This window comes from Streptomyces sp. NPDC048295 (assembly GCF_040652135.1).
Taxonomy (GTDB): domain Bacteria; phylum Actinomycetota; class Actinomycetes; order Streptomycetales; family Streptomycetaceae; genus Streptomyces.
This window is the reverse complement of sequence record NZ_JBEZLL010000021.1, coordinates 142,615-165,107: the sequence shown is the minus strand read 5'-3', so window position 1 is coordinate 165,107 and position 22,493 is coordinate 142,615. Positions and strand designations below refer to the sequence as shown.

12 protein-coding genes and 1 pseudogene are annotated in these 22,493 nt (G+C 70.3%); 12 read left to right on the top strand and 1 reads right to left on the bottom strand.

Going from position 1 to position 22,493, the window contains the following annotated elements; all coding sequences use genetic code 11:
* Window positions 1–96: 96 nt before the first annotated feature.
* The 3 genes from AB0D53_RS28145 to AB0D53_RS28135 all read left to right on the top strand — a co-directional run bounded on the left by AB0D53_RS28145 (window position 97) and on the right by AB0D53_RS28135 (window position 6,148).
* Window positions 97–1,371 carry a glycoside hydrolase family 18 protein gene (locus tag AB0D53_RS28145; protein WP_362451553.1) on the top strand — a complete coding sequence of 425 codons (1,275 nt, stop codon included), beginning with the start codon at window positions 97–99 and terminating at the stop codon, window positions 1,369–1,371.
* Between the two features lie 212 nt (window positions 1,372–1,583).
* Complete coding sequence (locus AB0D53_RS28140) at window positions 1,584–4,913, top strand: right-handed parallel beta-helix repeat-containing protein (protein ID WP_362451551.1); 3,330 nt, start codon at window positions 1,584–1,586, stop codon at window positions 4,911–4,913.
* Between the two features lie 77 nt (window positions 4,914–4,990).
* The gene (locus tag AB0D53_RS28135; protein WP_362451549.1) at window positions 4,991–6,148 is read left to right on the top strand and encodes a S8 family serine peptidase; all 1,158 of its coding nucleotides are present in this window, start codon (window positions 4,991–4,993) and stop codon (window positions 6,146–6,148) included.
* 70 nt (window positions 6,149–6,218) lie between these two features.
* Here the strand turns inward: AB0D53_RS28135 and eccCa are convergent, their stop codons facing one another.
* Window positions 6,219–10,163 carry a type VII secretion protein EccCa gene (gene eccCa / locus AB0D53_RS28130; protein ID WP_362451574.1) on the bottom strand — a complete coding sequence of 1,315 codons (3,945 nt, stop codon included), beginning with the start codon at window positions 10,161–10,163 and terminating at the stop codon, window positions 6,219–6,221.
* A gap of 297 nt (window positions 10,164–10,460) precedes the next feature.
* Between eccCa and eccD the strand changes: the two genes are divergently transcribed.
* The 9 genes and pseudogenes from eccD to AB0D53_RS28085 form a co-directional block, all read left to right on the top strand.
* Window positions 10,461–11,861, top strand: coding sequence for a type VII secretion integral membrane protein EccD (eccD, locus tag AB0D53_RS28125; protein ID WP_362451547.1), 1,401 nt, complete (start codon window positions 10,461–10,463; stop codon window positions 11,859–11,861).
* An 18-nt stretch (window positions 11,862–11,879) separates the two neighbouring features.
* Window positions 11,880–13,433 (top strand): type VII secretion protein EccB, encoded by a 1,554-nt coding sequence (gene eccB / locus AB0D53_RS28120; protein ID WP_362451545.1) that lies wholly within the window; start codon window positions 11,880–11,882, stop codon window positions 13,431–13,433.
* 102 nt (window positions 13,434–13,535) lie between these two features.
* Window positions 13,536–13,901 carry a hypothetical protein gene (locus AB0D53_RS28115; RefSeq protein ID WP_329814344.1) on the top strand — a complete coding sequence of 122 codons (366 nt, stop codon included), beginning with the start codon at window positions 13,536–13,538 and terminating at the stop codon, window positions 13,899–13,901.
* Between the two features lie 110 nt (window positions 13,902–14,011).
* A complete protein-coding gene (locus AB0D53_RS28110) occupies window positions 14,012–14,335 on the top strand; it encodes a WXG100 family type VII secretion target (RefSeq protein ID WP_329814345.1) in 324 nt (107 codons plus the stop codon).
* Window positions 14,336–14,348: 13 nt separating this feature from the next.
* A complete protein-coding gene (locus AB0D53_RS28105; RefSeq protein ID WP_362451542.1) occupies window positions 14,349–14,792 on the top strand; it encodes a type VII secretion system-associated protein in 444 nt (147 codons plus the stop codon).
* Window positions 14,793–15,001: 209 nt separating this feature from the next.
* Window positions 15,002–17,674, top strand: coding sequence for an AAWKG family protein (locus tag AB0D53_RS28100; RefSeq protein WP_362451539.1), 2,673 nt, complete (start codon window positions 15,002–15,004; stop codon window positions 17,672–17,674).
* A gap of 8 nt (window positions 17,675–17,682) precedes the next feature.
* Window positions 17,683–18,177, top strand: coding sequence for a YbaB/EbfC family nucleoid-associated protein (locus tag AB0D53_RS28095; protein ID WP_362451537.1), 495 nt, complete (start codon window positions 17,683–17,685; stop codon window positions 18,175–18,177).
* Window positions 18,178–18,184: 7 nt separating this feature from the next.
* Window positions 18,185–18,529, top strand: a complete 345-nt coding sequence (locus AB0D53_RS28090; RefSeq protein WP_362451535.1) for a hypothetical protein — start codon at window positions 18,185–18,187, stop codon at window positions 18,527–18,529.
* 19 nt (window positions 18,530–18,548) lie between these two features.
* Window positions 18,549–22,493, top strand: a pseudogene (locus AB0D53_RS28085) (hypothetical protein); the annotation flags it as partial.

The window sequence follows — 22,493 nt, the reverse complement described above, 5'->3', positions numbered from 1 at the left end:
TCCCAGCGGAACGGCCTCAGCGCGTTCATGCCAAGTACACGTGACGGCCGGCCAACAGCCCCCACAAGCGAGTTCCCTCCCCCACGAGGAGACAAGATGTTCGGACTGCATCGTCCACGCGCCCGGTTCCGGGCGCTCGCCGCAGCCGCCTGTACCGCCGCCCTCGGCGCCACCCTGCTGGGCGTCGCGGGCACCGCGTCGGCCGGCACTCCCCCCACCACCACGCGGGCAGCGGCTCCCGCCGCCGCCGACGCCACCCCCACGGCGGCCGGCGACAAGGTCGTCGGATACTTCACCAACTGGGGTGTCTACGGCCGCAATTACCACGTCAGGAACATCGAGACTTCCGGCTCGGCCGACAAGCTCACGCACATCAACTACGCCTTCGGCAACGTCACCGGCGGCAAGTGCGCGATCGGTGACTCCTACGCCGACTACGAGAAGGCGTACACCGCCGACCAGTCCGTCGACGGTGTGGCGGACACCTGGGACCAGGACCTGCGGGGCAACTTCAACCAGCTGCGCAAGCTGAAGAAGCTGCACCCGGACCTGAAGGTCATCTGGTCGTTCGGCGGCTGGACCTGGTCCGGCGGCTTCGGTGAGGCCGCGAAGAACCCGGCCGCGTTCGCCGACTCCTGCTACAACCTGGTGGAGGACCCGCGCTGGGCCGATGTCTTCGACGGCATCGACATCGACTGGGAGTACCCCAACGCCTGCGGCCTGACCTGCGACACCAGCGGCCCGGCCGCACTCAAGGGCCTCACCTCCGCGCTGCGCTCGAAGTTCGGCGGCAACAACCTCGTGACGGCCGCCATCACCGCCGACGGCTCCGACGGCGGCAAGATCGACGCCGCCGACTACGCCGGCGCCGCCCAGTCCCTGGACTGGTACAACGTGATGACGTACGACTTCTTCGGCGCCTGGGACGCCAAGGGCCCGACCGCCCCGCACTCCCCGCTGACGTCCTACGCGGGCATCCCGAAGGAGGGCTTCAACAGCGAGGCGGCCATCGCCAAGCTGAAGGCCCAGGGCGTCCCCGCGTCCAAGATGCTGCTCGGCATCGGCTTCTACGGCCGCGGCTGGACCGGCGTCACCCAGGACGCACCCGGGGGCACCGCCACCGGCGCCGCCCCCGGCACCTACGAGGCCGGCATCGAGGACTACAAGGTCCTCAAGAACAGCTGCCCGGCCACCGGCACCGTCGCCGGCACCGCCTACGCCCACTGCGGCACCAACTGGTGGAGCTACGACACCCCGGCCACCATCGCCACCAAGATGAGCTGGAAGAACCAGCAGGGTCTCGGCGGCACCTTCTTCTGGGAGCTGAGCGGTGACACCGCCGACGGAGAGCTGATCAAGGCGATCAACTAGTCACGGCACCGGGGACGGGGCGGGGGCGTTCTGCCCTCCGCCCCGTTTCGTCCGTGATGGGGCGATCCGGGCCGGGGTCAACAGGGCGCGGTTCACGCGGCGTTCCCGCTCCGGCCGAAGCTCTCGCGGATCACTCCGGCATGATGGAGCCGCACCCGCTCCGACAATGTGTTCCCAGGACCGCGGTGTGGCCCCAAGGAGGAGGATTCCGCTTGTCACGCCAGGTTCTGACGGTCTGTCCCGAGCGGCCCGACGGCTTTCGAACGATCGGTGAGGCGCTGGCCAGGGCGCGCAACGGCGCTGTGATCAGCGTCCGTTCCGGCACCTACGCCGAGAGTCTGGTCATCACCGTCCCCGTCACCGTCGTCGCCGAACAGTCCCGCGGCAGCGTCGAGATATGCCCGCCCCACGGCAGTGCGGTGGTGCTCCAGGCCGAAGCCGTGATGCTCACCGATCTGGTGCTGCGCGGCCGCGACGAGGAGCTGCCGGTCGTGGACGCGTCGCGCGGCCAGATCGCGATGGACGGCTGCGACATCACCGGTGCGTCGTGGACCGCCCTGCTGGCCCGCGGGTCCGGCTCGGTGGCGCTGCGGGACTGCCGGGTGCGCAACCCGCGCGGTGCCGGGCTGGTGGTGACCTCGGCGGTGGAGAGTTCCGCCGAGTCCTGCACGGTCGAACACCTGGGCACCTCGGGCGTGGTGATCGGTGAACGCGGCCGGATCACGCTGCGTGGCTGCACGATCCGCGACGCCCGCGCCAACGGGGTGCTCGCCAACGGCGAGGGACAGGGCTCGGTCGAGGAGTGCGACATCTCCTCCACCGACAAGCCGTCCATCGCGCTGGAGGAGCAGAGCACCACCCAGGTCCTGCGGACCGTGGTCCACGACACCGGTGTCGGCATCCACCTCTCCTCGTCGGCCCGGACGGTGCTGGAGGACATCCGGGTGACCGGCACCAGCGGGCCGGGCATCGTCCTGTCCGGCGGCACCGATCCGCTGCTGCGCCGTTGCCGTACCGCTCGCACGAAGGGTTCGGGCCTGCTCGTCTCGGACCGGTCCCGGGGCACCTTCGAGGACTGCTGGCTGGACTCGGCCGAGGACGCCGCGCTGCACGTCCGGGGCTCGGCCTCCCCGGTGCTGATCGGGCTGACCGTCCGCGACAGCGTGCAGACGGGTGTGCTGCTGGAGGAGGAGTCGGTCGCCGAGCTGGACCGTCTCGAAGTGCTCGACGCGGGCGACGTGGGCGTACGCATACGCAGCGGCGCCAATCCGCTGGTGCGCCGGGCCAGGATCGGCGCGGCCAAGGGGCACGGCGTGGAGGTCGTCAAGGACGGCCGGGGCCGGCTGGAGGACTGCGAGATCGAACGGCCCGGCAGCGCCGGGATCCGGGTCGCCGACAACGGCAACGTCTACGTCGGCGGGGGCGCCGTCCACGGTGCCGCGCACGGCATGTCCGTGGCGGCGGGCGGCAGTGTCGCCGTCCGGGACTGGGACGTCCGGGAGTCCACGGACACGGGGGTGGTGGTCGAGGACGGCGGCGAGCTGACCGCGACCCGGCTGCGGATCGCCGCCGCCGCGGGGCACGGAGTGCTGCTGGCCCAGGGCGGCCGGGGCGCCTTCACCGCCTGCGAGGTGAGCGGCTCGGGCCGGGACGGCTTCCGGGTGGAGACCACGTCCGCCGTGTCGGTGGTCAACTGCACCGCGCGGGACAACGAGGGCGGCGGTCTGGTGCAGGCGCTGCCGGGCGAGCGGCTGGCGGTGGAGAACCTGACCAGTACGGGCAACGGCAAACGGGACGCCTGGGGGCTCGGGGAGGCGGAGGGTACCGATCCGGCCGGTACGGGCGCCTTCGGCGACGGCTCCGGCGCGGCGCGCGAGGAGGGCCCGCTGGCCGAACTGGACGCGCTGATCGGCCTGGAGAACGTCAAGCACCAGGTGCGGACACTGGTCAATCTGATCCAGCTCGCCCAGCGGCGCGCCCGTCTCGGTCTGCCGGCCCCGCCGATGAGCCGGCACCTGGTCTTCTCCGGGCCGCCCGGCACCGGCAAGACCACGGTCGCCCGGCTCTACGGGGCGATCCTCGCCGAACTGGGCGCGCTGCCCTCCGGCCATCTGGTGGAGGTGTCGCGCGCGGACCTGGTGGCGCAGATCGTCGGCGGCACCGCGATCAAGACCACCGAGACCTTCAAGCGGGCGCTGGGTGGGGTGCTGTTCATCGACGAGGCGTACAGCCTGCTGTCGGACGGGCGGGGTTCCGGCGCCGACTTCGGCCGCGAGGCCGTCGACACGCTGCTGAAGCTGATGGAGGACCACCGCGAGGACGTCGTCGTGGTCGCCGCCGGATACGCGGACGAGATGCGTGACTTCCTCGGCTCCAACCCTGGTCTCGCGTCGCGCTTCTCCCGGACGGTCGAGTTCGAGAACTACGCGGTGCCCGAACTCGTCGCGATCATCGAGAGCATGTGTGCCCATCACCGCTACGAGCTCGACGAATCAACGCTCGGCGCGCTCGCCACGCACTTCGAACGGATGCCCCGGGACGCCGGCTTCGGCAACGGCCGGGCCGCCCGGCAGGTGTTCGAGGAGATGGTGGACCGTCAGGCGTACCGGCTGGCCGCGCTCCCCGAAGCCGACGAGCAGGATCTCACCCGGCTGCTGCCCGAGGACGTCGGCGAGGAGGCCGCGGCCGCGGCGTCCGGGCAGCCGGCCGACGGCGGGGCGGAGAGCGACCCGCTGGCGCGGCTCGGCGACATGGTGGGTCTGGCCGCCGTCAAGCGCGACGTCACCGACCTGGTCAATCTGCTGGCCACCGCGAAGAAGCGCGAGGCGGCCGGGCTGCCCGCGCCGCGGATCAGCCACCATCTGGTCTTCACCGGTCCGCCCGGCACCGGCAAGACCACGGTCGCCCGGCTCTACGGCGAGCTGCTGAAGTCGCTGGGTGTGCTGCCGCGCGGCCAGCTCGTCGAGGTGGCCAGGGCGGACCTGGTCGGCCGGTACGTGGGGCACACCGCCCAGCTCACCCGGGAGGTGTTCGACCGGGCCAGGGGCGGGGTGCTGTTCGTCGACGAGGCGTACACACTGACTCCGGAAGGGTCCTCGGGCAGCAGCGACTTCGGGCGCGAGGCAGTGGACACACTGCTGAAGCTGATGGAGGACCACCGCGACGAGGTGGTGGTGATCGTCGCCGGCTACACCGGTGAGATGGAGCGCTTCCTGGCCTCCAACCCCGGTCTCTCGTCACGGTTCTCGCGGCGGGTGGAGTTCGCCGACTACTCCTCGGACGAGCTGGTCACCATCGTCCGCCAGCACGCGGCCGCGTCGGGATACGAGTGCGGGCCGGGTGCCGGTGCGGTCATGCGGGAGTACTTCGACGCGCTGCCCAGGGACCGTTCGTTCGGCAACGCGCGGCTCGCCCGGCAGGTCCTGGAGGGCATGATGACCCGTCAGGCGGGCCGGCTGAGCGCCATGGCGGCGCCCGGCCTGGACGATCTGCGGCTGCTGCTCCCGGAAGATGTCGTACGCCCGCAGGCGGTGCCCGAATGACGCCGGGCGGTGGTGTGCGGCGCGGGTGCGGACGCCGCACCGGACGAGTTCCCGCCGCGGCGTTCCTGGCTGCGGCGATGATGCTGCCGGTGGCCGGTGCGGCCGCCGCGGCCGACGGCGAGAAGGTCAGACTGCCGGTGATGCCCGCGCGTCTCGACGCGGGTGATTCGTGCACCGGCGGGTCGAAGGCGCGGGCCACGGCGGTGCCGTGGGAGCAGCAGAACCTCCAGCTCGCCCGTACCTGGGAGTTCGGCCGGGGGGCGGGGGTGAAGGTCGCGGTGGTGGACACCGGGGTCTCGGCACAGGCTCCGACGCTCGCGGGCCGGGTCTCGGCCGTGGGCCCGGCCGGGGAGGACTGCGTGGGCCACGGGACGTTCGTGGCCGGGCTGATCGCGGCGGCGCCCGCGAAGAACGTGCGCGTCGCGGGGGTCGCCCAGGAGTCCCGCATCATCGCGGTGCGGGGCACGGACGAGCGCGGGACGGCGACCGCGGCCTCGGTCGCCGACGGGATCCGGGCCGCCGCCGACGCGGGTGCGAAGGTCATCCAGGTCTCCCCGGCACTGGCCGCCGACTCGGCCGGGCTCCGTTCGGCCGTGAAGTACGCGGCCTCCCGCGACGCGCTGATCGTGGCCGCCGCGACCCCCGACCCGGCGGGTTCCTCGCCGGGCCGGGAGCCCGAACCGCCGCGCGACTACTGGCCCGCCGCGGCGCCCGGGGTTCTCTCCGTCATCGACATGGACGCGCGGGGCACCCGCCCGGACACCGCGCCGGCCACCCGCGGTGCGGATCTCGCCGCCCCCGGCGACGGGGTCGTGGGCGTGGGGCCGCGCGGAACGGGGCACTTCATCGGGTCGGGGGCGTCGTTCGCCGCCGCCTACGCGGCGGGCGCCGCCGCGCTCGTACGGTCGGCTCATCCGGACCTGTCGGCGGCCGGGACGGCGGAGCGGCTGACCCGTACCGCCTATCCGGCGGATGTGCCGCGCCTGGATCCGTACGCGGCCGTCACCTCCGTGCGGGATCCGGCTCCACGCCCCCGGGTGGAGCGGGACGACTCCGTGGCGCTGCCGCCGGACAACGGCAGCGGGGGCGCGACCCGCAGGGCGGTGTGGATCGCGGTGGCGGGCGGCTCGCTCGCTCTGCTGGTCGCGTGGGTGGCGCTGGTCGCACCCCGCGGCCGTTCGCGCGGCTGGCGCCCCGCGGAGCGCCGTCGGGTGGCGGAAGCGCCGGGCGACTGAGCGCCCGTACGAAACGGCGAAGGGCCCCGGAGCACGGCATCCGCCGCATCCCGGGGCCCTTCGCCGCGGCTCAGCCCGCGAGCGGCTCCTCGGCCTCCCCGGCGAGTGCGGTCTGCACGAGGGTGGCCTTGCGCCGGACGATGTACTGGGCGCGGCCCGGCGGCAGGTTGCGCGGCTTCACATTGCCGAACACATAGCCCTCGGACGGCGGGCAGGAGAGCAGCATGCCCGGCGTGTTGACCTCGTCCAGGCGGCGCAGCAACTGATCGTTGAGGCCGCGGCCCGCGCCGGTGGCCGAGCGGGTCGCCACCACGTGCAGACCGACCTCGTAGCCGAGCGCGAGATGGTCCAGGAGCGGGGCGAACGGGTGGTCGTAGGAGCCGGTGCCGCTGACCATGTCGTAGTCGTCGACCAGGACGAACAGGCGCGGCCCGGTCCACCAGTCGCACTGCCGCATCCGGGACGGGGCGATGTCCGGACCGGGGAGCCTGGTCTTGATCGCGCGGGCCGCGCCGCCGACCAGTTCGCGCAGCGAGTCGATGGCGACGACGTGTCCGAGGCGGTATTCCTCGGGGACGGCGTCGACCAGTTCGCGACGGTAGTCCACCACCAGGATGCGGGCCTCGGCCGCGGTGTACCGGGCGGTGATGGAACGGACCAGCAGACGCAGCAGATTGGTCTTGCCGCTCTCGCTGTCGCCGATGCCGATCAGGTGCGGGTTGCGGCCGAAGTCGTGCCAGACCGGCGAGAGGGTCTCCTCGTCCAGGCCGATCGGGACGCGCAGCCCCTCGGTGCGCTCGGGCTCGGGGAGTTCCGCGGCCGGGAGGCGGTGCGGCAGCATCCGTACCGGAGGGGCCGGCGGTCCCTGCCAGTGTTCGGCGATCCGGCCGACCAGGTCGGCGACGCCTTCGGCGAGGTCGTCGGCGCTGTCCCGCCCGTCGATGCGGGGCAGGGCGGTCAGGAAGTGGAGCTTGCCCTCCATGGTCAGGCCGCGCCCGGCGCCGCGCGGCACGGTGGCTGCCTTGCGGATGTCGATCATCGAGTCCATCGGGTCGCCGAGCTTGAGTTCCAGCCGGGTCAGGGCCTGGTCACGGACCTGAGCGGGGAGCTCGATCCAGCGGGAGGTGGTGACGACGATGTGTACGCCGTAGTTGAGGCCGCGGGCCGCGATCTGGTGGAAGGTGGGGATCAGCGTGTCGAAGTCCTGCTTGACCGTGGCCCAGCCGTCGACGACCAGGAATACGTCGCCGTGGGGCTCTTCGGGGAACTCTCCGGCGGCCCGGCGGCGCCGGTAGGAGGCCATCGAGTCGATGCCCCGGTCCTGGAAGAACTGCTCGCGTTCGTTGAGCACGGCGGTCACCTCGGCCACCGTACGGCTGATCCGTTCGGTGTCGAGCCGTCCCGCGACACCGCCGACGTGCGGCAGTCCGGAGAGCGCGGAGAGCGCGCCGCCACCGAAGTCCAGGCAGTAGAACTGCACTTCGCGCGGGGTGTGGGTGAGGGCGAGCGCGCTGATCAGGGTCCGTACGGCGGTCGACTTGCCGCTCTGCGAACCGCCCGCGATCGCGACATGGCCGCCGGCGGCGGAGAGGTCCACCGTCAAGGGGTCGCGCCGCTGCTCGAACGGCATGTCGACCAGCCCCAGGGGCACCTTGAGCGTGCCCGGCCCCGGCGTTCCCGCCGGGGTGAGGCCTCGTGCCGGGTCGGGCTCGGGCGAGGGCAGCAGCAGGTCGAGCGCGGGCGGCAGGTCCAGCGGCGGCAGCCACACCTGGTGGGCGGCCGGTCCGGAGTCGCGCAGCCGTTCCAGGGCGACGGAGAGCAGTGTGTCGCCGGTGCCGGGCTCCTCGGGCGCGGCGGCGGGCTCGGGGTCTGGGGTGCGGGCGGGGGCTCGCGGCACGACCCAGTCGGTGGTCCAGGGCATCACCTGGCTGGCGACCCTGGCCTGGGCGGCGGCGCCGCGGCGCTTGCGGTACGGGCCGGAGACGTAGGCCGCCCGGAACCGGGTCAGCGCCTCGACCCCGCTCTTGAGGAAGCCGCTGCCGGGCTGGGAAGGCAGCTGGTAGGCGTCGGGGACGCCGAGCACGCCCCGTGACTCCATGGCGGAGAAGGTGCGCAGCCCCACCCGGTAGGAGAGGTGGCTCTCCAGCTGGTGCATGCGGCCCTCGTCCAGACGCTGGGAGGCGAGCAGCAGATGGACGCCGAGTGACCGGCCGAGTCGCCCGATCATCACGAAGAGATCCATGAACTCGCGGTGCGCGGAGAGCAGTTCACTGAACTCGTCGACGACGACGAAGAGACTCGGCAGCGGTTCGAGGTCGGCCCCGGCCGCGCGGGCCTTCTCGTACTCCAGCGCGGACGTGTGGTTGCCGGCGCTGCGCAGCAGCTCCTGGCGGCGGATGAGTTCACCGTGCAGGGCGTCCTGCATGCGCTCCACGAGGGCGACTTCATCGGCCAGGTTGGTGATCACCGCCGAGGTGTGCGGGAGTTCGTCGAGTCCGAGGAAGGTGGCACCGCCCTTGAAGTCCACCAGGATGAAATTGAGTGTTTCGGAAGAGTTCGTGAGAGCGAGGCCGAGCACCAGGGTGCGCAGCAGCTCGCTCTTGCCCGAACCGGTGGCACCGATCAGCATGCCGTGCGGGCCCATCCCGCCCTGCGCGGACTCCTTGATGTCCAGTTCCACCGGCACGCCGTCGGCACCGACCGCGACCGGCACGCGCAGCCGCGCCGAACCGGTGGAGCGCTCCCAGAGGGTGGCCGGCTCGTGCCGGTACAGATCGGGAATGCCCAGCAGCGCGGTGAGTTCGACATCGGTGTCCAGTGGCTGCGCGGCGTCCGACGACAGGCTCATCCGGTACGGCGCGAGCAGTCTGGCCAGTGCCTCCGCGGAGCCGGGGCCCATGGCGTCGGGGCGGCCGAGAAGGGTGGTCTGTTCCTTGCGGCTGCGGTCGGTGCGGACCAGGTGCAGGCTGTCCGGCTGGACGTCGAGGCGCAGCGTGGTGCGCCCGGGACGCCAGCTGAGGGCGCCGGACAGGTCGAGCACGACCGCGTTGCGCAGGCCGGGGCCGTCGAGGCGGTGGGCGGCGGGCACGGTGGTGCCGTCGACGACGATCACGGTGAAGGGTTCGTCGCGGCCCGGCACGGCCTCGGGGTCGAAGACGGGCCGCTCGGAGAATTCCGCGCCGAGGAGTTCCTCCAGGTCACGGAAGGTGGACGCGACCAGCCTGGAGGGGCCCGCGCCGTCCTGTTCCTGGGCGTGCTGGCTGTGCGGGAGCCATTTGACCCACTCCCATTCGGCGCGCTTCTCGTCGGCGACGCAGAGCGCGATCCAGAGCTCCTCCGGCGGGTGGAAGAAGGCGAGCTGGGACAGGACCGCACGGACGGTGTCCCGTACCGCCCGGTCGTCGCCGCGGAACAGGATCCGGGTCCAGGACCGCAGATAGAGACCGGTGGGCTGGTCGGGAACGACTCCGTACGCCTTGATGAAGCGGCGCAGCGCGTGGGCGCAGAGCGGTTCGAGGTCCTCGACCGGTTTGGTCGCGGTGGGGGTGAGGCGCAGTGCGAGCTGCTGGTCGCCGACGGCTATGCGCACCTCGGCGAAGTCGTCGTCGGAGACCCGGCGCTCCCACAGCCGGGTGGAGCGCACCATGGTGCGCAGCACCCGGGGCTCGGGGTGCCGCCAGGCGAGGGCCTCCTGCTGGTCGCTGACCGCCTCGTGGACGCTGCGCCGGATCTGGGACAGATAGCGCAGGTAGTCGCGGCGTTCACCGCGCAGCCGCTGTTTGCGCTCGCCGCCCTTGCGCATCATCTGGCCGACGAGCATGGCGGCCGAGGCGGTGACCATCATGCCGAGTGCCAGGTATGTGAAGACGCTGCTGCCGCCGCCCGGACGCATGAACATCAGCATCATCGACACCGACATCATGGCCATCGGCAGATAGGTCCAGATCGCCGAGGAGTCAGGAACCGTCTCCGGCAGGGTCGGTGGCTCCTGGAGGTTCAGCTCTCCTTCGGGCATGTCCGGGCCGCGACGGCGGGCTGGGCGGCGGAAGAGGACCACACTCAACGAACAGACTCCTTCGACGACGGCGACAAGAGGCCGCGGACAGCGGCGGACCGCCCGCCGTGACGGGTGGACCCGACCGGTAGGGCGCGCGGGAGTGCCGACGGGCGCACAAGCCGGACGGTTCCGGACCAACAGGGACTCGGATGAGGTCCGTTGACGTGGTCCGGATGATGATCAGTAGTCTGCATCCGATCACCAAGCGCGTCCACGTCGCATCCGACAAGTCCCCCGAGAACGCGAGTCCCGACCTTGACCGACAGCTCCGTGGCGGGCCTGTGCCGCCTCACCATACGTGCCCCCGAAAAGACCATCGACCTTGCGGTGCCCGCCGATGTCCCGGTGGCCGATCTCCTTCCCACCGTGCTGCGTTACGCGGGTGAGGAACTGGAGGAGAACGGCCTGGACCACAGCGGCTGGGTGCTGCAACGGCTGGGCGGGCCGGCCCTCGACGACGAGGGAACCCTGGAGACCCTCGGCCTCAAGGACGGCGAGGTGCTGTATCTGCGCCCGCACACCGACGCCCTGCCCGAAGTACGGCTGGACGACCTGGTCGACGGCATCGCCAGTGTGGTGCGCGACCGGCTGCAGGGCTGGAACGCCGATGCCAGCAGGCGGCTGCTGCGCGCCCTGTGCGTGCTGACGCTGCTGGCCGGACTGGTCCTGCTGGCCTGGCCGGGGGGCCCGGTCGGGGTACGTGCCGCCGGGGCGGGCGCGGTGGGGGCGCTGCTGCTGGCCGGGGCCGCCTCGGCGAGCCGCGCGGTGGGCGACGCGGCGGCCGCCTCGGTGCTCGGGTCGATGGCGAGTCCGTATCTGGCGCTGGCGGGCTGGCTGCTGCCGGGTGGTGATCTGGGCGGCCCCGATGTGCATCAGGTGCTGGGCGCACGGCTGTTGGCCGCGGGGGCCGCCGGTGCGGGCGGTGCGGTGCTGGGGCTCGCGCTCGCCGCCGTGTCCGTGCCGTTCTTCCTGGCGACGGCGGTGTTCTGGTGCGCCGTCGCGCTGGGCGGGGCGCTCGCCGGGCCCGCCGGTCTGACGATGGACGGTGCCGCGACGGTACTCGCCGCGCTGGCAGTTGTGCTGGGCGGTTTCGTACCGGCTCTGGCGTTCAAGCTGGCGGGGATGCGGATGCCGGCGCTGCCGACCAATTCCCAGCAGTTGCAGGAGGGCATCGAGCCCTACGCCGGTGGTGACGTGACCACCCGTACGGAGCTGGCGAGTGGCTGGATGACCGCGCTCTACGGAGCGGCGGGCACCGTCTGCGCGGCCTGTCTCCTGGTGCTGGCCGACGGCCCGAACCTGCCGGAGACCCTCACCGCTTCGGTTCTCTCGCTGCTTCTGCTGCTGCACGGGCGCGGCATGGTCAATGTGCCGCAGCGTCTCGCGCTGCTGCTGCCCGGGGTCTGGGGTGCGCTGCTGCTGACCGTGGCGCTGGCCGCGTCCCTGTCTCCCGACGAGCGGCCGCTGCTGGTGGCGGGACTGGTGGCCTGCACCGCGCTGCTGGCGATCGTGTCGTGGACGGTGCCGGGGCGGCGGCTGGTGCCGTACTGGGGCCGCGCGGCCGAACTGCTGCACTCGGCGCTGGCGATCAGCCTGCTGCCGCTCGCGCTCTGGGTGCTCGGCGTGTTCGCCGCGCTCCGGGCGATCAACGGCTGACCCGGAAGGTATTGCCACATGCAGTCCAAGCGTGACCAGGTCCAGGCCCACACCTTCGTGATGGGCCGGCTGACCTCGGGGATGCTGCTCGCCGACCCGGACGCCCCGGAGAGCCCGCTGGGGCGGACCACTCGCGGGGTGCTGATCGGTGTGGTGATCACCGCGCTGGTGGCCGCCGGTTCACTGGTGTACGGCTTCATGTCCCCCGGTGGCAACGACGCGTGGCGGGCGTCGGGGACCTTGGTGGTGAACCGGGACACGGGAGCCCGTTACGTGTATGTGGCGGGCCGGCTGCGTCCGGTGCGCAACTACGCCTCCGCGCTGCTCGTCGGCGACGGCAAACTGAAGTCCGAGGATGTGAGCACCGCGTCGCTGAAGGGCACGGCGGTGGGCGCCCCGGTCGGGATACCGGGCGCGCCGGACTCCGTACCGGGCGTGGCGGACCTGGAGAAGGACCCGTGGCAGGTGTGCTCGGTGCTCGCTTCGGAGGCCGGCGCGGAAGACTCCGGCGGCGCAGCGCCTCCGGCAGGCGCCTTCACCGCGTTGGTGGCCGGTGCGCCCGTCGAAGAGCGGGGCATGGGCGCGGGGCAGGGTCTGGTGGTGTCGGGGCCGGACCGGGCACGGTATCTGGTCTGGCAGGGCAGCCGGTTGCGGCTGGACCGGAGCGGGAACGCCGCGGTGTCGCTGGGGTACGGGTCGGTGACGCCCCGGCCGGTGTCCGCCGCGTTCCTGGACGCGTTGGTGCAGGGTCCGGATCTGGTTGCGCCCGCCGTGCCCGGCCGCGGCGGAGCGGGGCCGTCGTTGGGCGGGCATCCTTCGAAGCTCGGGCAGGTGTTCCAGTCGCGTACGCCGGGGGCGGCGCGCCAGTACTACCTGCTGCGCAAGGAGGGCCTGGTTCCGCTGACGGAGACCGGGGCGGCGCTGGCCCTGGGTTCCGCCGAGACCAAGGACGACGCGTACGGGGGTGCGGCGCCCGCCGCGGCGGTGATCGGTGCGGCCGAGGTGAAGGCACGGCTGGCGCCCGGCGCGGAGGGCAGCGAGCCCGTTCCGGCGGGCCTGCCGCGGACGCCGCCGCGCGCCGAGTCCGTGCCGGCGGGCTGGGCGGCCTGTGCCCGGGTGCGGCCGGACCACGGGGACGGTACCCGGGTGACCGGTGCGCTGGTTCCGCTCACCGCGCTCCCGCCGGCCTCCGCCGCCTCGCCGGAGAACATCGCCCCGGCCTGTCTGCCGGTCGACGCGACGGCCGTGCGGCCGGGACGCGGTGCGCTGGTCAAGGCGCTCGGTGCGGGCGGTACCGATGTCGGTTCCACCACCTATTTCGTCGCCGACAACGGGGTGAAGTATCGGCTGCTCTCCCAGGCGGCGCAGAAGGCGCTGGGGTACGACGGCGCCTCCGTCCAGGCCCTTCCGTCCCCGCTCCTGGCGATGCTGCCGTCCGGCCCCGATCTGAGCCCGGAAGCGGCCACGGCGGGGCGCACCGTGGGCACGACGGCACCCTCGTGCCCGCAGGTGGCGGGGGAACCGGGCGGCCGTGGGGACAACAGGATGTTGCCTTCGGGTAAAAGAAGTTGACTGATCCTCAGGAAAAGCTCAGATGCGGTCAAGGATCATTGAGCACACCACGGATCTGATCATAGGATCACGGCCATCCAGCAGTTGAGCATGGGAGACACCGTGGCAGACGCAGACGCGCAGGCGGGACCGGGCGGCAACCTCCAGCAGTCGAGCGAGAGCTCGACCCGGAACGGTATTCAGGCACTTGAGGCCGCCTACAGCGGAATTCTCAAGTCCCGCCAGGACGTCGACGACACCCGCAACAACCTGAGCAAGGGCTACCAGGGCAGCGACGGCGGCCAGTACGGGGTCCTGCTGAAGCAGTGGGACGACCAGGTCAACATCATCCTCCGCAACCTGGAGGACATGGTCGACAAGCTCAACACGAGCCTGGTGGAGCACGGCAAGACGCAGGGGTCGTCCAACGACGCGATCAACCAGGCGTACAGCGCCTCGCAGAAGGCGTTCGACGACCTCATGGCGTAGGACCGCCCCGGACGGCGTCATCGCGTCGCCCATCCCGCCGGTCGTCCGGCACCCCTCGCCGCCGTCGCGGCGGGGCATCCCTCCCAGGCAGTGAAGCGAGGTCTCCCCCGATGCCCGACAACCTGACAGACGGCTACATCCTGGTCGACTACGGCCACATGAACAACGCCGGCGACGACATGGTCCGCCAGACCCAGGCGATCGCCCGGACGCTCGCGTCCCTGGAGGCGGAGCTCGCCGAGCTGCGCAAGACGTGGTACGGCTCCGACGCCGACACCTACCGTCAGAAGCAGGCCGCCTGGGACCAGGCGGTGCGGAACATGGAGACGCTGCTGAATTCGCACGCGGCCCTGCTGACCGACATCTCGGGCAACTACAAGTACAGCGAGAACTCGTTGTCGCAGATGTGGTCCGAGATCTCCATCGGCCGCTGAGCGAGGGCTTCCGATGGCCGATCTGACCCACCTCGACGGCAAGACCCTCAAGTCGTTCGCCGAGAACGACGTCACGGATTTCCAGACGGCGCTGGACAAGATCCGCAAGGACGACCCCAACGGCCTCAAGGCGCTCAAGAGCATCCTCGACGGACGCACCACGCCCACCACGCTCCAGCAGGACCCGGCGCTGGCCATCGGCCTGCTGGGGACGGACGACAGTGTGCACGGCCAGTCCCTGGTGAAGGCGGTCAAGACGGCGGCGGCTTCGGTCGACGGCATCTTCGAGAGTCAGGAGACGCTCTTCAAGCACATCAAGAGCGACCTGCTGACGACGATCGAGAAGCTGCTCAGCACCCAGGGCAAGAGCCTCGAATCGATCGACGGTGCCGCGCTGCTCGACATCTTCTCGGACGTGGACAAGGACCTGAGCCCGACCACCACGACCAGCACCTGACGGGCTCCGGGCCTGTCGGGCGACTTCTGACAGCCGCTGCCCCGGCCGCCCCCGCGGGGGCGGTCCCTCCCCGGTGATCCGCCCGGGCCGCTCCGGCGGTCCGGGCCGACCCGTCTCCGTACGGACTCCTCACCGCCCGCCCCGACCCGTCTCCGTACGGCTCCTCACCGCCCGCCCCGACCCTCTTCCTCTCCTCCGGAGCGTTCCGCATGTCGACCCCGACCTCACAGAGCTACGACGCCGACGACTACTGGGGGCAGGCCGTCACCAAGCTGACCGGCTATCCGATGCCCAGCCGCAAGGGCCTGTTCACCGGCCTGAGCAGCAAGGAGAAGAGCCCGCTCTTCCGGATGAGCCTGGACAAGATCGGTGTCCAGTCGGTGGTGGACGCGGCGAAGCAGGGATCGCTGAAGAGCTCGGGCCAGGACTACGACCTGTACTTCTACACCAACAAGAACGGCCACGTGGAGATGTACCACGCCCGGCTGGTCTTCATCGGCTCCTTCATGTCGGAGAACGGACGCAGCCGGGGACTGGAGGCCAATGAGTCCCTGAGCGGCGGCAAGTACAAGGGGAAGTACGGCGACGACTGGGACATCGGCCCCCTGGGCCAGTACATGGGAGGGCCGGGAGCGGCCCTGAGCGCCCTGATCACCGCGAAGACCACGCAGGGGGCCGAATTCAACGGCGCCTCGGTCCCCGACGCCAACGTGGTGGATCTCAATTCCTTCCAGCACACCGCCCAGGCCTTCGACCGGGCCGCCCAGTTCTTCGTGGACCAGGGAGCGATCCTGGCGGGGTGGGAGAAGTCGCTGGGAAGCGAGCAGTCCGCCTGGAAGGGCCAGGCAGCGGGAATCTTCTGGCAGCTGGTCCATCAGCTCAACGGGAACTACGAGAACTACAAGGAGCAGCTGGGCGCGGGGGCCACGTACGACGCCGTCGGGGATCCCGCGTTCACTCCGAAGTCCAGTCACTCCAAGCAGCTGATGGCGGCACAGCAGACACTGCTGACCCAGGGGAAGTCCCTTCAGACGGCGTGGAACGCGTGGATGGGGCGCAATGAGCACGACCCGCACTTCTTCCTGATCAAGGTGCTGAACGACATCCTGACCTGGCTGACGGAGCACAACATCCCGTTCATCACGTCGACGACCACTCAGGGCAACGTCATCAACCCCACCTCCACCACGACGTACTCCACCAAGGACGGGTTCCAGGAACCCCACCCGACGTACGGCGACCTCACCGACATCCAGAACTGGGCCAAGGTGGGCGAGGAGGCCGTGAGGCAGTGGAACGAGTTCATCGATACGCCCCATCCGGACATCGAGGGGCTCCAGCTCGGCCTCAACGGCACCGCCCAGACGGTGCTGTCCAACCTCAACAATGCCTGGATCGACTCCACCAAGCCGTTCGAGACGCCGCTCACCACCAAGAACACCGGGTCGCTGACGGAGTTCTACACCAAGGAGAAGACCGAGAAGGCCAAGGAGGAGACGGACAAGAACAACAAGGATCTCAACACGGCGCTGGACAACCTCAACAAGGGCATCGGTGACATGGGGAACAACGTCACCAAGTCCCTCAACGACTTCGGTGACGGGCCCGGCGGCATCAAGGACCTGCTCGGCAACAACGATACGAAGGATCTCAACCCCGGCTCGGGCTCCGGTCTCGACGACAAGACCGGCAAGGAACTGATCGACGATCTCAATCCGGGCAGCAGTGACAGCACCCAGGGCAATGGCGACACGACACATACGGGCCCGTTGAACCCGCTCTTCCCCGGCCCCAACACCCCCACCCCTTCGGTGACCGGGCCCGACGGCACGACCGTCCAGCTCAACAAGGACCGCAACCCGGTCATGACGTTCCCCAACGGTGACAAGGCGACGTACGACCCGAAGACCGGGAAGTACACCGTCACCCCGAAGGACGGCAAGCCCACGGTGCACGACCTCAACCCGGGCCAGAGCGTGACCAACCCGGACGGCAGTGTCACCAGGCTGAACAAGGACGGCACGCTCACCACCACGCACAAGGACGGCAGCAAGCAGATCGTCGATCCGTCGACCGGCAAGGTCACCAGCATCGACAAGAACGGCAAGGAGACGGTCAGCGATCTCAACCCCAGGACCGACCTCCAGTGGCCCGATTCCAAGACCCGCTTCACGCCGCCGCCGACCCATCAGGACCTCAACCACGACGTGACCCGGGATCTGAATCACGATCTCGACAGGAGTCTGCGGAACCTCGACCGGGATCTCCGTCACGATCTCAACTCCCTCGGCGGGAACTCCCACTCGCTGAACAACTCCTCGTCGTCCGGGGGCGGTCAGAACCGGTCCGGCGGAAGCGACTACGAGGAGTACGACAGCACCTTCCACCCGGGCGGAACGCTCGGTGCACCGCCCGGGACCGCGGCGGCCCCGCCCCCCACCACCGAGTTGGGCACGGGGCCGGGCACGGGAACGGGCTCCGACCAGGACGGCTCCACCCCGCTCAACCCCGCGGGCAGCATGGGCGGGATGGGCATGGGTGGCATGGGCATGGGCGGGATGGGCATGGGTGGCATGGGCGCCGGCGGGCAGGCCGGCGGCTCGTCGGGCGAACGCGTCCGCAACGTCCTGACGGAGAGCGGTCCCGGTACACGCGGCGGGACATCGCGTACGGGCGGCCGGCGCGGCGCCGACGAGGAGCGCAGCGCCCGCAGGACCCGCACCGCCACCAGCTCCACGGCCGTCGCCGGCGGGGCTGCGGGCGGCACCCAGGGCGGGCAGGCGACCGGTAGCGGTGAGCGCGACCGGGTGCACTGGGTGGCCGAGGACGAGGACGTGTGGGGCGCGGAGGAGGGCGGCACGCCCACGGTGATCGGACGGTGAGCGGCGCGATGAACGAGGCGTCGGAGAACTCTGGACGCGGCGAGGTCTCCCCGTACGCCCGGTCCGTGGAGGCACGGCTCGCCGCGGCGATGGCCGAGCTGGAGGCCACCGAGAAGGGCGTGGCGAAGGCCGAGGCCGAACTCCGGCAGGCCACCCGCACCGTACGGTCGGCGGACCGGTCGGTGGAGGTGACGGTCGGGCCCCAGGGCGAGCTGACCGCGCTGCGGTTCCTGGAACAGAAGTACCGGACCATGTCGCCGGGTGAACTGTCCGGGGCGGTGCTGGAGGCATTCGGGCGGGCCCGTGCGGAGATGGCCCGGCAGGTGATGGAGACCTTCGAGCCGTTCACCCGGCCGAGCACCGGGACACCCGAGTTGACGGGTGTGGACATCGACTGGGCGCGGATCTTCGGGCCCGAGGTGCTCCAGGACCCGGACGAACGGGCCCGGCAGGAATCGGGACGCCGGCTGCGTGACGAGATCGACGAGGACGAGGAGCGCTGAACACAGCATGAGCGACGGTTACTACGCCGAACCCGCCCGTATCCAGGCCGGGTTGCGGCAGATGTTCTCGATCAGCGCCTCGATCGGCTCGATGGTGGACGACTTCGTCGTGGACGTGCGGGCGACGAGCGACTGGCCGGGCCAGGACGACAGCTTCGCCCAGGAGGTCATCCCGCAGGAGCAGAAGGAGCGGGAGAGCAGCAGCGAGACCGCGATCGCCCTGTCCGAATCGGTCAAGGGCGTGGCACACGGGACCTCGGTCAACCTGGCCTCGATCAAGTCCAACCAGAACAACATCCTGGACGCCATCCGCGACCACCGGATCAAGCCCAACACCAGCGGAAAGCGCTGACGGCAGAGAGCACGGCCCCATGTCGATCAAGGCGACGCCCGAGCTGAACAACCTGCTGTTCGTCCTCATCGGCGAACGGCTGTTGCAGGCTGACGAAGATCTGGCGTACGCCAGCCGGCGGCCGTACCACCGGCTCGCCGACCGTCTCACCGACCTGTCCGGTGAGATCGAGCAGTCGGTCGTCGGGATCAGCAGGTCGCTCCCGCCCAAGGTGGGCGCCAACTACCTCCAGTCGATGAGGCTCTTCATCGACAACGGGGGCACCAACCATCTCCGGGACTTCTCCGACCAGCTGAAGACCATCGGTGACGGGCGCACCGAGACGTCGATGAACATCACCGAGTCCAAGTGGCAGATCATCGCCGAGCTGATCCGGCTGATGATCGAGCTGCTGATCATCGCTGTGATGGCGTTCTTCTCGGGCGGGGCCTCGGCGAGTGACGCCGCGGTGGCGAAGGCGCGCAGCCGGGTGGTGCTGCTGACGGTGCTGGACACGCTGCTGAAGCGCACGCATCTGATGCCGAGCCTGAGCGAGGCGTTCCAGGAGGCGTTCCAGACCTTCGCGGTACGTCTCGCCATGATGGCGGCGGGACCCGACGGGCGGCGGCCCAAGGGCTTCGACTGGAAGGCCATCGCGCAGGACGGTGTCTTCGGCGCGTTCGCGGGGTTCTTTCACGGTGTGTTCTCGTCCGGGCTCGGCAAGCTCTTCAAGAATTTCACGGGCTCGGGACCGGTCAAGAACCTCACCAAGGACGTGACCGACAAGGCTCCTCGGCCGAAGACCTTCTCCGCGAAGAACCTGGGCAACACCGCACTGAACGACACGAAGGACTTCCTGACCTCCGGTGGCTCGGAGGCCGTCGCGGAGATCGTGGCCGGTGGCCTCATGACCGGGAACTGGACGACCAGCTGGGACACCTTCCTGGGCTCCGGGATCAGCAGCAAGGCCGAGTCCCTGCTCGGGCACGGTGCGGCCAAGCCCGGTACCTGGGTGAAGAACAATTTCGCCGGGACGGACGTGCCGACGTCGAGCCGGGAGGACGACAAGGACACGGGGGCGAAGCCCGGGAACGGAACGGACTCCGGTGCCGGGAGCGGGGCCGGTGGGGCTCCGGGAGGCGGGAAGAACAACAGCACGACGAACGGCTCCGGGTCCCAGGACCAGACGGACTCGACCGAACGGACGGGGCAGAAGGAACAGCCCGAACAGACGGGGAACGACGACGAGACCGGACCCGAGTCGACATCTCCTCCGAAGGGCTCCACAGGCCCGTCCGGTTCCACGGGCCCGTCCGGCTCCACCGGAACGGCTGCCAAGGGGCCGGTCAACACCTCAGGCAACGCCGACAACACCGACTTCACCGACGACACCACCGACAGCACGCACAATACGGACGAAGCAGACGAGGCGGACGAGGAGATACGGCAGTCCTCCGAAGATCGCACGGTGCCCCCCACCGGCTCCGATGCGCACACCGGTCCGTCCCAGACGTCCAACACCCCCCACACCGGCAACAACTCCTCCGACAACTCGCGCGGCGGCCCGGTCCGGAACAACGTTCCCGACACATCGCAGGACGAGCAGACGCCGAACACTCAGCCGGATACGGAGAACGGAACGGACCAGGACCCGAAGAACGGTTCGGACCGGACTTCCGAGCACGACTCCGAGAAGGAGCCCGCAGCGCCGACGACGCTGACGGACGCGGAGAACGACGGCCCGGAGAACGACACCGAGCCCAGCACCGGCCTGCTCACCGAGGACGGCACCTCCGACACCGACGCGTCCCCGTCCGAAACGCAGACCTCGTCCCAGTCGCAGGCCACCCCCCACACCGTCACGGTGCCGGAGCATCAGCTGTGGACGCAGCTCCTCGGCACCCCCGGCAACCCGCCGCAGCAGCTGCTCGACGACATCGCCGCCCACCGTCGGGGGAACGCGCCGTCACAACAGGAGATCGACCTCCGCAGAGAGCTGCACGAGAAGCTGAACGGCGCCGGGGGCGGTGTCACGATCTACATCGACGACGCGGCCAACTTCGGCCATCAGGCCGCCGCCACGATGCTGATGGACTCCCTCGACGAGCTGGGCTACAAGGGGCCCATCACCGCGATCGCTCCCGACAGCGTCCAGCAGAAACTCAAGCTCCTGTTGAGTGACGACCTCAACGCCCGCGTCGACTGGCAGACCCGGACGTTCGACCCGCACCGGACTGCGACCGACCCCCGGGCCTCCGGGAAGCCGGGGGCCCAAGGCCTGGTCATGGTCGCGGCGAGTGACCGGCTCGACGACGACGCGGAGGCGGCGGAGCGGTTCCTGAACTTCCTGGGAACCGACCGGGCGATCGTGCTCAAGCCCTATGCCTGGGACACCTCGCACCGCTATCTGTACAGCAGGCCGTCCGCGGACGGCGCAGTCGAGATCAGGGACCTGGAGAGCACCGAGCAGGCCGAGGACGCGGAGAACGCCCTGGCCTCCGATGCTCTGTTCAACTTCCACACCCCCCTCCTCACCCAGGACGAACTCACGGACCTGATCGACCGGCGCGTCACCGACCCTGCCGTGGCCGCCGGGCTCAAGGCGGTCGCCCGTGCCGTTCATGAGAACGGCACCGAGGTCATGCCGGTCTACGGCCTGCACAACGTGACCGACTCGGGCCGGGTGTCGGCGCTCAGCTCGCTGGCTGCCGGGATCACCAAGGCCGGGATCGGCAAGCCGTCCGTGATCCTGTCGTTCGGCCGCACCACGGTCGACTTCGCCCCCGCCCACACCGACGCCCACCTGAGCCGCACCGAGATCAACGCCGCCGACCTCGACCAGCAACTCGCCCGGCTCGGGCCGGGTGACGTCCTGATCGTGCAGTCCCCGGGCCTCCCCCAGGACGTGTTCCGGCAGGTCTTCCAGCTCGGCACGCTTCCGGCGGTGCTGGAAGGCGCCAACACCACGAACCTGATGCAGTTGCTGGGCCGGCCGTACTTCTCCGCCCTGACCCATCACACCCCGTACGACAAGCTCGACCCGGTCGCCGCAGATCATCTCGGCCAGGTGACCAAGGCCATCACCCACCCCAGCCAGTGGGGCCGCAAGGCCGCGAAGCTGACGAGCGAGCAGCCGACGCCCGAATGGACGGCGTTCAGCAACGTGCGTATGGCCCAGGCCGTGATGCCGTCGCTGCCCGAGGACGGGGAAGGACGAGTCCTGACACGGGACGAGATGAACCGCCTCCTGGCGAAGGGAGTGCTGAGCACGGAGGGCCTGGAGTCTCTGCTCGGTGACGGCGACGACGTCAAGGCCGTGGTGAAGGATCCGTACACCGGCCTCTCTGTGACCATCACCAAGAAACAGTACGACTCGGTCCTGACCAGGCTGCAGGAACTCCGGGACGAACATGTCGCCAAGGTCCGCAGCACCATGGACCTCTTGTCCGTCGTGCCGGAGGAGAGTGCGACCGACGTCATCGCGGAGGCCATCGGTGAGCTGATGCGGCCCGGCTCCCGGCTGCACACCTATTTCGGGAACCTCCGGGCCAAGGCACACGAACCCCACAACGATCAGACGCTGCAGGCCCTTCGTCTGGCCCTCACCGATCGTCCGGCGCTGCCCCGGACCGAGTCTCTCGACCATGACGAGAGCCATGAGGACGACGAATCGCAGGAAGAGCCACGCTGGCGGACCGACTGGGACCGGCGGGAAGAGTCCGACGACGAATCCGACGACGACCGTTCATCGGGTTCCGACAGCATCCGGACGCGGACCGTCAGCCGGCAGGAGAGCACGGCCGAGGAGCAGAGCGAGGACGGCGACGAGGACGCGAGCAAGGACGAGGACGCGGTCGAGGAATCCAGGGCCACGGATTCCCCGGCCGAGATCGCCGACGACGGCTCCGACATCGACATCAGCCTCGGCCTCTTCGGCGACACCACCACCACACCAAAGACCGACGACGAATCCGACATCGACATC